Below are 13333 nucleotides of genomic sequence, written 5' to 3'. Positions count from 1 at the left end.
ATAAGTATGCAACTGAACACCACTGAAGAGATTATCGAGGATATCCGTCAGGGCAAGATGGTTATCCTGATGGACGACGAAGACCGCGAGAACGAAGGCGACCTGATCATCGCCGCCGAGATGGTGCGTGCCGAAGATATCAACTTCTTCGCTACCCACGCCCGCGGCCTGATCTGCCTGACGCTGACCCGCGAGCGCTGCGAACAGCTCAAGCTGCCGCTGATGGTGCAGAGCAACGGTGCGGCTTTCTCCACCAACTTTACGCTGTCGATCGAAGCGGCCAACGGCGTGACCACCGGTATATCTGCGGCGGACCGTGCGCACACCGTGCGTGTTGCCGTGCGTCATGATGCCAAGCCGGAAGATATCGTTCAGCCGGGTCACATCTTCCCGCTGATGGCGCAGCCCGGCGGCGTGCTGAGCCGTGCCGGCCACACCGAAGCCGGTTGCGACCTGGCGCGCCTGGCAGGCCTGACGCCGGCGGCAGCCATCGTTGAGGTGATGAACGAAGACGGCAGCATGGCGCGTCGTCCGGACCTGGAAAAATTCGCTGCCAAGCACGGCCTGAAGATCGGCACCATCGCCGATCTGATCCACTACCGTGCCATGAACGAGCATACCGTTGAACGTGCCGACGAAGGCGTGCTGGAAACCGAGTACGGCGAGTTCAAATACGCGGTTTACCGTGACGAGATCCAGAACTGCAGCCACCTGGCGCTGTACCAGGGCGAGATCACCCCGGAAGAGCCGACGCTGGTGCGTGTGCATATCCGTGGCGAAGTGCTGCGTGATGTGGTCGGTGGCATGGTGCCCGGCGAAGAGAAAAAATGGACCATGCGCCGTGCCCTTGAGCGTGTAGCTCAGGAAGGCAAGGGTGTTGTGATCCTGATCGATTCCGGTCAGCGGGTCGATCTCGGTGATGCCCTTCAGGGTCTCACCACCAGCCCGAGAAAACACTCCAAGGTAACCGTCAGTGCATCTGGGGCTTATCTGCAGGTGGGTACGGGCTCACAGATTCTGCGTGAACTGGGCGTGGGCAAGATGCGCCTGCTCAGCTCGCCGATGAAGTTCAATGCAATTTCGGGCTTCGATCTCGAAGTCGAAGAATATATCTCTTGCGAAGAGTAACCGAGCAGTCACTCTTCTTTGTAATCACAGGACAGATCCGATGTCAGTAAAAGTTTATGAAGGCGACTTCGTCAGCGCCGACGGCAAATACGCGATCCTGGTTGGTCGCTTCAACTCCTTCGTTGTAGAAAGCCTGCTTGAAGGCGCGCTGGACGCGCTCAAGCGTCACGGCGTCAGCGAAGACAACATCCGTATCATCCGCGTACCGGGTGCTTTCGAGATCCCGCTGGCGGCACAGAAAGTCGCTGCTCAGAAAAAAGATGATGCCATCATCGCCCTGGGTGCGGTGATTCGTGGTGGTACTCCGCACTTTGAATACGTTTCTGCCGAGAGCTCCAAGGGCTGTGCACAGGTTTCCCTGGAGTACGGCGTGCCTGTTGCCAACGGTATCCTGACCGTCAACAGCATCGAACAGGCGATCGAACGTTCCGGCACCAAGGCCGGTAACAAAGGCGCTGAAGCTGCTCTCTCCGCTCTGGAGATGGTCAGCCTGCTGCGTCAGCTTGAGGCCTAAGAAAATGAGCGACACCTCCAGCTCCAAAGACAGTTCCAACGGAAGCTCTAACGACAGCGCGCCGAAGAAAAATCGCAAGCCGTCTCTGACCGAGCAGCGCCGTAACGCGCGTAAGCTCACCCTGCAGGCCCTGTACCAGTGGCAGGTGGGCGGTCAGCCGGCCAACGAGATCGAAGCTCAGTTCCGCATCAACCCGGACATGAAAGAAGCCGATGTGCAGCTGTTCAGCCAGCTGCTGCGCGGAGTGATCAACGAAAAGGCCGAGCTGGACGTAACCTTCTCGCCGTTCCTTGATCGCAACATCGATGAGCTGGATCCGGTTGAGGTCAACGTGCTGCGTATTGGCAGTTTCGAACTGCTGCGCCGTATGGAAGTGCCTTACCGCGTGGCGATCAACGAGAGCGTTGAGCTGGCCAAGGTCTTCGGTGCCACCGACAGCCACCGTTACGTTAACGGTGTGCTCGACAAGGTTGCGCAGAAGTCCCGCAGGGCGGAGATCGCCGCACGGCGTTAAGGTCTGGCACGACAGTGGGCGAGTTTGAACTGATCAATACCTATTTTGCCCGGTCCGCCGCGCGGCGTGACGATGTGGCTCTGGGGATCGGTGACGACTGTGCTCTGCTGGTGCCGCCGACCGGCGCGCAGCTGGCGGTGTCCATCGATACCCTGGTGGAAGGTGTCCACTTTCTGCCAGGGAGCGATCCTGCGTTGATCGCCGAGCGTCTTTTGGGTGCGGCGGTCAGCGATCTGGCTGCCATGGCGGCCGAGCCCGCATGGTTTACCCTGGCACTGACTCTTCCCACCGCTGATATCAACTGGCTGGAGCCTTTTGCGGCTGCCTTGGCCCGGCGCGCGGCCGAGCTGAATATCGCCCTGGTGGGCGGTGATACCACCCGTGGTCCGCTGGCACTCAGTGTTCAGGTCCATGGCTGGGTGAAAGCCAATGAAGCCTTGACCCGATCCGGTGCCCGCGAGGGTGATCTGGTGCTGGTCAGTGGCACCCTGGGTGATAGCCGCGGTGGTCTGCAGGTTCAGCTGGATAGCGACCTGTCCGCACCGAGCGCTTATCTGCGACAGCGGTTTTTCCGCCCGGAGCCGCGTATCGCGCTGGCCCGAGGGCTGTGCCGCTATGCATCGGCTGCGATCGATCTGTCGGACGGCCTGGTCTCCGATCTTGGTCATATCGCCCGGCAGAGTGGCCTTGCCGCCCGTATCAATCTCGAGCAGCTGCCGCTATCAGCAGAGCTAGAAGCCTATGCCGGGGCTGACAAGGCGCGGCAGTGGGCGCTTAGCGGTGGTGAAGACTTCGAGCTTTGCCTGACTATCGCACCGGAGCGCCTGGACGAGTGCCAGGCCGTCGCCGCAGAGCTGCAACTGCCGCTGACCTGTGTCGGTCAGATGCAGGCCGGCAGCGGCGTCAGTGTTTTCAGCGATGGCCAGCCGTGGAACAGCAGCGCGCAAGGCTACGATCATTTTGGCGAGCATTTTGGCGATCATATTGGAGAGCGACGATGAACCGGGCTCCGGCGTCCGTCTGGCGTAACCCGATCCACTTTCTGGCCTTTGGTCTGGGCAGCGGCGCATCGCCCTGGGCTCCAGGTACCGTGGGCACCCTGGCCGCTGTACCGCTCTGGTACCTGCTGGCGCAGCTGCCGTTGGTCACCTATCTACTGGTCGTTCTGGCCGCCTTTGCGGTGGGCTGCTGGCTCTGCCAGCGTACCTCCGAGGATCTGGGTGTACACGATCACGGCGGTATCGTCTGGGACGAATTTGTCGGTTACTGGGTCACCATGATCGCTGTACCGGTGGCGCCGCTTTGGGCGCTGCTGGGGTTCGTGCTGTTCCGGGTGTTCGATATTCTCAAGCCCTGGCCAATCCGTTGGGCCGACCAGCGCGTACACGGGGGATTCGGCATTATGCTGGATGACCTGATCGCGGGTGTTTTTGCCGCGCTGGTTCTGCAAATCATAATGCACGTTATCGCATGAACCGGCTGGTCGAGCTGTCAGCCGCTATGCTTTATAATATTGGCCCCGCCAAGGGCGAGGCGGTCACCAAAGGTGCTGTCGCCAACGGTATTGGCGTCAAAGATCCCCGGGCCGCCCATATAGAGGTGTAATTTCGTGACTGTTCAGTATGTAGCCGACTCCAAACTGCCAACCCCCTGGGGTGTCTTCACCATGGTCGGTTTTGAGGATAAGACCAGTGGTAAAGAGCACGTGGCGCTGGTATTCGGCGATGTGGATACCGACGAGCCGGTGCTCGGTCGTATCCATTCCGAGTGCCTGACCGGCGATGCCCTGTTCAGCCTGCGCTGCGACTGCGGTTTCCAGCTGCAGGAAGCGCTCAAGCGTATCGCCGAAGAGGGGCGGGGCGTGCTGCTGTACCTGCGCCAGGAAGGTCGTGGTATTGGCCTGCTGAACAAGATCCGCGCCTACCATCTGCAGGATCAGGGCGCGGACACGGTGGAAGCCAACGAGAAGCTGGGTTTTGCTGCCGATATGCGTGATTACAGCATGTGCCTGCCGATGCTCAAGCACCTGGGCGTGCGCTCGCTGCGTCTGATGACCAACAACCCGCGCAAGGTTTCTGCGCTGGAGCAGTACGGTCTGACCGTGGCGAATCGCGAACCGCTGCAGGTGGGCAAAAACAGCCACAATGAACATTATCTGGAAACGAAAATGGGCAAACTCGGCCATATGATGACCGAAGTTCATTTTCAGAACGCAGAAGAAAGCAGCTCCTGAAATTTCTTTAAGTCGCTTTCTGCTCCCGCCGCCTGGGCTGATCAGCTCAGGCGCTGCTCCACCGCCGCTTTAATCCCTTCTGCATCCAGTCCACATTCCGCCAGTTGCGCGCCGCGCGAAGCGTGCTCAATCCAGTGATCGGGAATTCCCAACTGGAGGAGCTGCGTTTGTGTGCCACGGGACTGAAGATACTCACCGACCGCCGAACCTGCACCACCTGCGATGGCGTGATCTTCCAGCGTTACCAGCAGTTCATGGCTCTGCGCCAGTTGGTCAATTAGCGCGGTATCCAGAGGTTTTACGAAGCGCATATCCACAAGCGTCAGGTTCTGCTGATCAGCCGCCTGTTGTGCTGCGGGCAGCAGCGGGCCGAAGTTAAGAATCGCCGCTTTTTGGCCGCTACGAATCAGCTTGGCCCTGCCGGGCTCAAGTGCAGGCAGTGTCGGATCGACCTCGATTTCGCAGCCAGACCCACGCGGATAGCGCACCGCGGCGGGGCCCTGGAAGTCGTAGCCGGTTTTCAGCAGTTGATAGAGTTCCTGCTCGTCAGAGGGCGTCATCAACATCACGCCGGGTAGACAGCGCAGGTAAGCGAGATCGAACAGCCCCGCATGGGTGGCGCCATCTTCGCCAACCAGACCTGCCCGGTCCACGGCCAGCAGTACATCCAGATCCTGAATAGCAATATCGTGGACGAACTGATCGTAGGCGCGCTGCAGGAAGGTGGAGTAGATCGCCAGCACCGGTTTCATCCCCTCGCAGGCGAAGCCCGCGGCCAGCGTGGCGGCATGCTGCTCGGCGATGGCAACGTCAAAATAGCGTGCGGGGAACTGCTCGGAGAAGGCGATCAGGTCCGAGCCTTCACGCATGGCCGGGGTGATCCCTACCAGGCGGTCATCATTCCTGGCGGTGTCGCAGAGCCAGCGACCGAAGATGTTGCAGAACTTCGGCTTCTTCGGCTTAACGGGAGCGTCCAGCGGCTCGATCTTGGTGATGGAGTGATAACCCACCGGATCGGATTCGGCCGGTTCAAAACCCTTGCCCTTGCGTGTCACCAGGTGCAGAAACTGCGGGCCTTCGCTGTTAAGCGCCTGCTGCAGAGCGGGCAGCAGCTTGTCGAAGTCGTTGCCGTCCACCGGGCCCTGGTAGTCAAAGGTGAGCGCGCCAAACAGTGCGCCGGTGGCGTTGCCGTCCAGTTCCGGACCCTTATGGTGTCCCGACAGGTGGCCGGCACGCAGATGCTCTTCCAGGTAGGTGGCCAGGCCGCCTTCGTTGGGTGAGATCGACATTTCGTTATCGTTCAGGATCACCAGCATGTCCGCCTGGGTATGGGCGGCGTGGCTCAGCGCTTCGAACGCCATACCGGCGGTCATGGCGCCATCGCCGATCACGGCTACTGTCTTGCGCTGTTCGCCCTTAAGGCGGCTGGCCAGCGCCATGCCTAGCGCTGCGCTGATCGAGGTGCTGGAGTGACCGGTACCAAAGCTGTCATAGGGGCTTTCGGCGCGCTTGGGGAAGGGTGCGAGGCCATTGGGCTGTCGCATGCTGAGCATCTGCTCGCGCCGGCCGGTAAGAATCTTGTGTGGATAGGTTTGATGACCCACATCCCAGACCAGGTGATCCGCAGGGGTGTCCAGCAGATAGTGCAGCGCGATGGTCAGCTCAACGACACCGAGGCCTGCGCCAAAGTGGCCGCCGGTAACTCCGACGCTGTAGAGCAGCCAGTCACGCAGCTCCTGCGCCAGTTGTGGCAACTGGGAAGGATCCAGCTGCGACAGCTCGGCGGGGGAGTTGATCTGGTCCAGCAGCGGTGTGACCGAACGTTGGGTGGGTATCTGTGTGCGCATCAGTGGTCGCGGGTGACAATAAAATTGGCCAGTTCAAGCAGCGGGGTGGCGCTGGGGCCAAAGGGTTCCAGGCTCTCCAGTGCTTCACGGTGCAACTGTTCCAATTTAGCACGGGCGCCGGCAATACCCAGCAGTGCCGGGTAGGTCGGTTTGTTTTGTGCCTGGTCCGAGCCCTGGGGTTTGCCCAGGGTTTCTGTGTCGCCCTCGATATCGAGCAGGTCATCCTGCACCTGAAATGCCAGGCCGATCAGATCGCCGTAACGCTGCAGCCGTTCCAGGGTTTCCGGATCTTCACAGCCGGCTGCGGCTGCGCCCAGCTGCAGAGCGGCGGTGATCAGGCGCCCGGTCTTGAAGGCGTGCATCGCCTGCAGCTGCTCCAGGGTCAGGCTGTCGCCCACATGGGCCAGGTCATAGGCCTGACCGGCCACCATGCCGCTGGCGCCGCTGGCGCCTGACAGGATATTCAGCATGCGCAGCTGTCGATCCGGGAGCAGTTCGCTGTTGCGCGCGCTGAGCAGCTCGAACGCAAAGCACTGCAGCGCATCACCGGCGAGAATAGCGGTGGCTTCATCAAAGGCGATATGACAGGTGGGCTGGCCTCGGCGCAGGTCGTCGTCGTCCATGGCAGGCAGGTCATCGTGCACCAGCGAGTAGCTGTGCACCGCCTCGATCGCCGCCGCTGCGCGGTCCGCCAGTTCCGGCGATCCGCCGCAGAAGTTGCAGCTCATGTAAACCAGTGCGGGGCGAATGCGTTTGCCGCCGTTCAGCAGCGCATAGTGCATCGCCTCGATCAGGCGTGGTTCCAGTGCGGAACAGTCCTGCAGGTACAGGGGCAGGTTGGTCTCGACCCGTTCGGCCCAGACGGTTAGCTGATCGCTAAGCTCCACGGTCAGTCGTCCTGCTCTTCCTGGAAGGGGCGGGTTTTCATCTCGCCCTGCTGTTCCACCAGCACCTGAACCTTTTGTTCGGTCTGCTGCAGGATATCCTGGCACTCGCGGGTCAGTTTGACGCCTTCTTCAAACGCTTTCAGCGCCTCTTCGATAGGCAGGTCGCCCTGTTCCATGCGTTCAACGACAGCTTCGAGCTGGCTCAGGGACTGTTCAAAATCGGGTGCTTTGCGGGTGCGGGCCATAATCTGATCGAGGTCGGATAAAGAGTGGGGTGAAAGAGGCAGTCAACTTAACTAACTGCCCGCGCGGGGTCAATCGGTTCGCGCCGCAGGTAGGCCAGCCGCGGCGCTATTCGACGTGGAATAACCTAGTTGTTCAGTACGTGAACGCTTGTATAAATCTGGTATTATCACAGCATCATCTCAAAAACCTGTGCCATCAGTCAGGCTATAGGACGGCTATAGGAGCTTCAATCAGTGGATCTGGCAACGATAGTAGGATTGATTGGTGCGCTGGGTATCATCATTGCCGCCATGGTGCTCGGCGGTGATGTCGGCATTTTCGTCAATGTTCCTTCCATTTTGATCGTTATCGGCGGCAGCCTGCTGGTGGTACTCATGAAGTTCACCCTCGGGCAGTTTCTCGGCGCCGGTAAAATTGCCGCCAAGGCGTTTATGTTCAAGTCGGTGATGCCGGAAGAGATTATCGCCGAGACCGTTGATCTGGCAGACGCTGCGCGCAAGGGCGGTCTGCTGTCGCTGGAGGAGAAAGAGGTCTCCAGCCCGTTTATGCAGCGTGGCATCCAGTTGCTGGTGGATGGCCACGATCCCGAGGTGGTTAAAAACCTCCTGCATAAAGAGGCCAGCCTGACCGACGAGCGCCACGATTTTGGCGCCAAGATTTTCCGCGCGATAGGCGATGTGGGCCCGGCGATGGGGATGATCGGTACGTTGGTCGGCCTGGTGCAGATGCTCTCCAACATGTCCGATCCCAAGTCGATCGGCCCGGCCATGGCGGTGGCGCTGCTGACCACCCTTTATGGCGCGATGCTGGCGACCATGATCTGCCTGCCGATCGCCGACAAACTGGAAAACCGCAAGGATGAGGAGGCGCTGAACCAGGCGCTGATCATCGATGGTCTGCTGGCTATCCAGGCGGGTCAGAACCCGCGTGTGATCGAGCAGATGCTGCGCAACTATCTGCCCGAGAAAAAACGCCAGCAGGCTGAGGCCTGAGCCACTCAAGCTAGCTAAGCCAGTCAAGCAAGAGAAGTAGATGAGCGACGAGCAGAAAAAATGTAAATGTCCGCCGCCGGGAGCGCCGGCATGGATGGCGACATTCTCTGATCTGATGTCGCTGCTCATGTGCTTTTTCGTGCTGCTGCTCTCCTTTTCCGAGATGGACGTGCTCAAGTTCAAGCAGCTGGCCGGCTCCATGCGCGAGGCCTTTGGCGTGCAGGCGCAGATCAAGGTTGAGGATATCCCCAAGGGCACCTCGATCATCGCCCAGGAGTTCAGCCCGGGCCGGCCGGAGCCGACGCCACTGAACGAAGTACGGCAGATGACGATCAACAACGATATGAACACCCTCGATGTGCGCCCGGAAGTGGGTGAATCCGAGGTGCTTGACCAGCTGAAAGGTCTGGAGCAGCTGATCGAACAGCAGAAACAGGAAGCGCAGCAGGATGCCATCGAGTTTGCCCAGGTGCTGTCGGAGGAGATCGGCGATGGCGCCGTCGAGGTGGAAACCGATGGCTCTAAACTGATTATCCGCGTGAAGGAGCAGGGCTCCTTCGATTCCGGCTCGGCGGAGCTTAAATTTGATTACATCCCCGTTATCGCCAAGATCCGTGACGTGCTGCTCGATGTCAGCGGCCGTATATCGGTAGAAGGGCATACCGATAACATTCCCTATTCCGGCTCCCGTTTTACTTCCAACTGGGATCTTTCCGCGGCGCGAGCTCTGGCGGTGGCGGAGGAGCTGTTTTCCGACCCACGCATCGACCAGACTCGTTTTCAGGTTTCCGGCTTCGCCGACAGCAAGCCGCTGGTGCCGAACAATTCGCCGGAGAACCGTTCGCGTAACCGGCGCGTGGAGATCGTGATCCAGAAGGGAAATGATCAGGAGATGCTGGAACGGCTGCAGTCGCGGCCGGATGGCGATACCGAAGGGCAGCTGCTCGATCCGGGCGAGATTTTCTGACCTGAATACTTCGTTCCGATAACTAGCGACGTAAAAAAACCGCCTAGGCATGCCAGGCGGTTTTTTTGTAAACGGAGCAGACCTTGCTCGAGCCTTACTTGGCAGCGTCCAGCATGTACTGGATAGCAGCGGTCATTTCAGAGTCAGAGCAGTCAACGCAGGTGCCCATCGGCGGCATGGCGTTCAGACCGGACTTGGCGGTTGCCAGCAGTGCATCCATACCTTTCTCTGCACGCGGAGCCCAGGCAGCGGCATCACCGAACTTCGGCGCGCCAGCGACGCCAGCGGCGTGGCAAACGGAACATTTGGTGTTGTAAAGCTCTTCGCCGGAACGTTCTGCCATTGCAGCGGCCGGGGACAGCAGGGCAGCAACGGCTGCCAGTACAAGCGCTTTTTTCATGGTTGTTTCCTTTGACAGTGCTATCAATCGGACCTGCTGACTCAGACATCAGGGGCTCAGGCATAGGGTCCGGTTAAAAATAGATCAGGGCAAGTGTAGGAGCGACCCTACAAGTAGTAAATAGCGCTTAGGTGGTGAATATTGCCTGAATGGCCAAAGATTGATCTGTCTTGGATAGGAAACAGCGGACAGCGCCGACTAGCGACGCTGGAGACGCATGGCGTAGGTTGCCTGGCTGTGAAGGGCGCGGTCATGCTGACGCTGGCGGATTTCAGCCTGATACTGGGACAGTGCTTTTTCCACCAGTTCGCGCGGGAAACTAAGGTTGGTGGTGAGATCGTCAGCGGAGTAGCCACGACGCAGCAGCTGTTGTAGATCGTTGGTGATGTGATGATCGCTATGCATATTTATTTTCCTCTTTATATTCAGCGACGATTTAATCCTCAAGTTGTGACACTTAGGTTTCAGAAACTTTGGGGTCCTGTGAAACCTTTCTTCAATCCCCGGCGAATCTTCAGCTTGTGGGCTGGGGGCTCGTCAGGAGATTGCTCAGGCAGGAGTTGACCAAAGAGTCCAATTTATCTTTGATCAACAAGAAAAAGCTTTAGTTCCCTTCGGCTTTTGTTCATATTCGGGTTACGCGACGGCCGTGCAGATATGCGTCTGTCGAATAAAGCCGGGCCATCGATAGGAGCCCGGTTCTTCAGAGATCACTGCGGGAGATTGGATGCGATGAAACCTGCTTTTTTACCGATTGCCTCTCTGTCACTGTCCGTATCGTTGGCGCTGGCCACTACGGCTCAGGCTGAAGAGCTGCATATCTACAACTGGTCCGACTACATTGCCGAGGACACGGTCACCAATTTCGAGAAAGCGACCGGCATCGATGTGGTGTATGACGTCTACGATTCCAACGAGGTAGCGGAAGCCAAGCTGCTGGTTGGCAAAAGTGGTTACGACCTGCTGTTCCCCACCGCGCGCCCCTTTGCGGACCGCCACCTGAAGGCGGGTCTTTACCAGAAGCTGGATAAGTCCAAGCTGAGCAACTGGGATAACCTGGACCCGGTCATCCTGGATTCTCTGTCCGATATCGATCCGGGCAATGAATACCTGACCCCTTACATGTGGGGCACCACCGGCATCGGCTACAACGTCGACAAGGTGAAAGCGATTCTTGGCGATGATATGCCGCTGGATACCTGGCGCCTGGTGTTCGATCCGGAGATCGTCTCCAAGCTGGCCTCCTGTGGCGTGACGCTGATGGACGATGCCACGGAAGTGCTGACTGCAGCACGGGTCTACCTGGGTGAGCCTGTGGATGACTTCAGCCGTGAGGCGATCGACAAGGCGGCAGACGTGGTCGCAGCGGTGCGTCCGAATATTCGCTACTTCCACAGCTCCCAGTACATCAATGACCTGGCCAACGGCGATATCTGCGTAGCTCATGGCTACTCCGGCGACGTACTGCAGGCGCGCGACCGTGCCGCCGAAGCCGAGAACGGCGTCAACGTGGCCTACGCCGTGCCTTCAGAGGGTGCCGTGGTGTGGACCGACGTGATGGTGATCCCCACCGATGCGCCGAACCCGGATGCAGCCCACAAGTTCATCAACTACCTGCTTGAGCCGGAAGTGATTGCGCCGATCACCGACTACGTGGCCTATGCCAACGCCAACAAGGCTTCCGAAGAGCTGATCGATCCCGAGATCCGTAACGATCCGGGTATCTATCCGCCGCAGGAAACCCGCGAAAGCCTGGTGGTGCTGAAGACCCCGGCCGAGCGTGAAATCCGCACCATGAACCGAGCTTGGACCCGTGTGAAAACCGGTCACTAAGACGGCGCCACCATAAAAACGCCCTTACCTTCCGAGCCCGGAGAGTAAGGGCGTTTTTGTATCTGGCAGACCGGTTTAGGCGGTCAGATAATTATCCGTGATATGAAACAGGTCGGTGACCTCGATGGCAGAGATACGCGGATGCGGACACTCGCTGTCCGAGGCTTTGATATTCTGCCCAAACAGCGCCGCGCCGGTATCGATATAGATGCCGTTACCGCGTTTCTGTACCTGGGGCAGGATTACGTGGCCGTGCACCGTCAGGTCGATACCACTGACCTGGTGCTTAAAGTGCGGATCCTTCGCGGGACGATCCCAGATCAGCGCACTGCGCAGCGCCGGTTCGTTGGGCAGGCGCAGCTTCAGGTCGAGCCAGTCATCCACAGGGACTGAGCTGTGGCTGATACCGATCTTGCGGCCATCGGCCAGTGCCAGCTCTATCGCCCAGGGCATCTGTTCGGCCTGTTGCTCGGCGAAACGGCGAAACTCCGTATTCCGCATGAAAAAGTGATCGGGCCCTGGCCCGAGCCAGCTTTTGCCGCCAAAGCGCATCCAGTCCGCGGTATTGATGCTCGAATCCCCCCGCAGCCAGTCGAACAGGATCTGTTCATGGTTGCCACGCACGGCAAAGAACCAGGGTTCTTTCAGCAGCTCCAGACACTGCTGCGAATGAGGGCCGCGGTTGATCAGGTCGCCCACCGAAAACAGCCGATCCACCTCCTTGTTAAAGCAGACCGCATCCAGCTCCGCACGCAGCGGATCCAGCCAGCCGTGAATATCGCCAACCACGAAATCCCGTCCCCGGGTGTTCGCTTCAATGCATAAAACAGTGTTCATTTCCTGCGACTGTCTCCCTGCGTCAGGCTATCTCCCAAAGCTTAGGCTAACATCATTACAGAAGCAGTGGGCTTTGCGGTTAACAGAGTTGTCCGCTTGGCCGATCTACGAACAGCCGCCGGCATGTCCCGAAAACAGGAGAGAGAATGGCCAAGGATAGATCCAGCCTCAGGTTGCTGCTGATGCAGATTCGGGACGGAGCTCAGGTGCGGCGGGAGGAGCTGGAGAGCTTCACCCGCTATTGCCGCCTGGAGCCACAGCAGATCGACGTGCTTAACCTGTTCGATACGCCGGAGTTCAGCATCGATGCGGCCGACGGTTACGATGCCCTGCTGGTGGGCGGCGCCAGCGAAGCCAATGTGCTTGAGCCCGAGAAGTATCCCTTTGTGGAGCGTGCCCAGCAGCTGTTACTGAACTGCCTGGAGCGGGATCAACCGGTGTTCGCCTCCTGCTTCGGATTTCAACTTGCGGTGCTGGCCCTCGGTGGGCGGATACGTCACAAGGACCAGGGCTTTGAAATGGGCAGCCTGCCGATCTCACTGACTCTTGCTGCGGGCAAAGATCCACTGTTCTGGGATATGCCGGATCCGTTCATGGCGGTCTCCGTGCACCGCCAATACGCCACCGAGCTGCCAAGACGCTGCCAGGTGCTGGCGCTGACCGATGCCTGTATCCATGCCTTCAAGGTGAAAGACCATCGTTTCTGGGCGTTCCAGTTTCATCCTGAGGTAGACAAGCGGATCCTGGTGGAGCGCCTGACCTACTACAAGGCGCACTACACCGACGGCGACGATCACCTCGACGAGGTGCTGGCCAATGCGGTGGAAACCCCCGAGTCCAACGCCCTGATGGGTGCTTTTGTGGACAGGGTGCTATTGGGGTAACGACGGCTGGGAAAAAGCTCCGGCCGGTAAAGGCCGGAGTTGGGAAGAGAG

General features: G+C 59.2%; 16 protein-coding genes. 10 read left to right on the top strand and 6 right to left on the bottom strand.

Features of this window, described 5'->3' with window-relative positions; genetic code table 11:
• The first annotated feature begins 6 nt into the window (after window positions 1–6).
• The 6 genes from ribBA (at window position 7) to ribA (ending at window position 4389) form a co-directional block, all read left to right on the top strand.
• A complete protein-coding gene (ribBA, locus tag C4S72_RS20325; RefSeq protein ID WP_104005018.1) occupies window positions 7–1128 on the top strand; it encodes a bifunctional 3,4-dihydroxy-2-butanone-4-phosphate synthase/GTP cyclohydrolase II in 1122 nt (373 codons plus the stop codon).
• A 40-nt stretch (window positions 1129–1168) separates the two neighbouring features.
• The gene (ribH, locus tag C4S72_RS20320; protein WP_104005017.1) at window positions 1169–1642 is read left to right on the top strand and encodes a 6,7-dimethyl-8-ribityllumazine synthase; all 474 of its coding nucleotides are present in this window, start codon (window positions 1169–1171) and stop codon (window positions 1640–1642) included.
• Window positions 1643–1646: 4 nt separating this feature from the next.
• On the top strand, window positions 1647–2156 hold the full coding sequence (nusB, locus tag C4S72_RS20315; RefSeq protein WP_104005016.1) for a transcription antitermination factor NusB: 510 nt from the start codon (window positions 1647–1649) through the stop codon (window positions 2154–2156).
• A 14-nt stretch (window positions 2157–2170) separates the two neighbouring features.
• Entirely contained in the window at window positions 2171–3157 is a 987-nt protein-coding gene (gene thiL, locus C4S72_RS20310) for a thiamine-phosphate kinase (RefSeq protein WP_104005015.1), read from the top strand.
• Window positions 3154–3630, top strand: coding sequence for a phosphatidylglycerophosphatase A family protein (locus C4S72_RS20305; protein ID WP_104005014.1), 477 nt, complete (start codon window positions 3154–3156; stop codon window positions 3628–3630). The genes thiL and C4S72_RS20305 overlap by 4 nt, the downstream gene beginning before the upstream one ends.
• Window positions 3631–3765: 135 nt before the next feature.
• On the top strand, window positions 3766–4389 hold the full coding sequence (gene ribA, locus C4S72_RS20300) for a GTP cyclohydrolase II (protein WP_104005013.1): 624 nt from the start codon (window positions 3766–3768) through the stop codon (window positions 4387–4389).
• Between the two features lie 41 nt (window positions 4390–4430).
• Here the strand turns inward: ribA and dxs are convergent, their stop codons facing one another.
• The 3 genes from dxs to C4S72_RS20285 are packed head-to-tail and all read right to left on the bottom strand — an operon-like array spanning window position 4431 to window position 7368.
• Entirely contained in the window at window positions 4431–6236 is a 1806-nt protein-coding gene (gene dxs, locus C4S72_RS20295; protein ID WP_104005012.1) for a 1-deoxy-D-xylulose-5-phosphate synthase, read from the bottom strand.
• Entirely contained in the window at window positions 6236–7123 is an 888-nt protein-coding gene (locus tag C4S72_RS20290; protein ID WP_235009212.1) for a polyprenyl synthetase family protein, read from the bottom strand. Before C4S72_RS20290 ends, dxs begins: the two co-directional genes overlap by 1 nt.
• Before the next feature lie 2 nt (window positions 7124–7125).
• Entirely contained in the window at window positions 7126–7368 is a 243-nt protein-coding gene (locus C4S72_RS20285) for an exodeoxyribonuclease VII small subunit (protein WP_104005011.1), read from the bottom strand.
• A gap of 234 nt (window positions 7369–7602) precedes the next feature.
• On the opposite strand from C4S72_RS20285, the gene pomA reads away from it, so the two are divergent.
• Together pomA and C4S72_RS20275 are read left to right on the top strand one after the other, a co-directional pair.
• The gene (gene pomA, locus C4S72_RS20280) at window positions 7603–8361 is read left to right on the top strand and encodes a flagellar motor protein PomA (RefSeq protein WP_104005010.1); all 759 of its coding nucleotides are present in this window, start codon (window positions 7603–7605) and stop codon (window positions 8359–8361) included.
• A 40-nt stretch (window positions 8362–8401) separates the two neighbouring features.
• The gene (locus C4S72_RS20275) at window positions 8402–9328 is read left to right on the top strand and encodes a flagellar motor protein MotB (RefSeq protein WP_104005009.1); all 927 of its coding nucleotides are present in this window, start codon (window positions 8402–8404) and stop codon (window positions 9326–9328) included.
• A gap of 94 nt (window positions 9329–9422) precedes the next feature.
• On the opposite strand, the gene C4S72_RS20270 is transcribed toward C4S72_RS20275, so the two are convergent.
• Window positions 9423–9728, bottom strand: coding sequence for a c-type cytochrome (locus C4S72_RS20270; protein WP_104005008.1), 306 nt, complete (start codon window positions 9726–9728; stop codon window positions 9423–9425).
• A gap of 198 nt (window positions 9729–9926) precedes the next feature.
• Complete coding sequence (locus C4S72_RS20265; protein WP_104005007.1) at window positions 9927–10133, bottom strand: hypothetical protein; 207 nt, start codon at window positions 10131–10133, stop codon at window positions 9927–9929.
• 327 nt (window positions 10134–10460) lie between these two features.
• On the opposite strand from C4S72_RS20265, the gene C4S72_RS20260 reads away from it, so the two are divergent.
• On the top strand, window positions 10461–11561 hold the full coding sequence (locus C4S72_RS20260) for a polyamine ABC transporter substrate-binding protein (protein WP_104005006.1): 1101 nt from the start codon (window positions 10461–10463) through the stop codon (window positions 11559–11561).
• A gap of 75 nt (window positions 11562–11636) precedes the next feature.
• On the opposite strand, the gene C4S72_RS20255 is transcribed toward C4S72_RS20260, so the two are convergent.
• Entirely contained in the window at window positions 11637–12398 is a 762-nt protein-coding gene (locus C4S72_RS20255; protein WP_104005005.1) for a metallophosphoesterase, read from the bottom strand.
• Between the two features lie 146 nt (window positions 12399–12544).
• On the opposite strand from C4S72_RS20255, the gene C4S72_RS20250 reads away from it, so the two are divergent.
• Complete coding sequence (locus tag C4S72_RS20250) at window positions 12545–13282, top strand: type 1 glutamine amidotransferase (RefSeq protein ID WP_104005004.1); 738 nt, start codon at window positions 12545–12547, stop codon at window positions 13280–13282.
• The last annotated feature ends 51 nt before the right edge of the window (window positions 13283–13333 follow it).

The organism is Marinobacterium lutimaris, from assembly GCF_900108065.1.
Lineage (GTDB): Bacteria > Pseudomonadota > Gammaproteobacteria > Pseudomonadales > Balneatricaceae > Marinobacterium_D > Marinobacterium_D lutimaris.
This window is presented reverse-complemented; position numbering and strand designations above follow the sequence as displayed.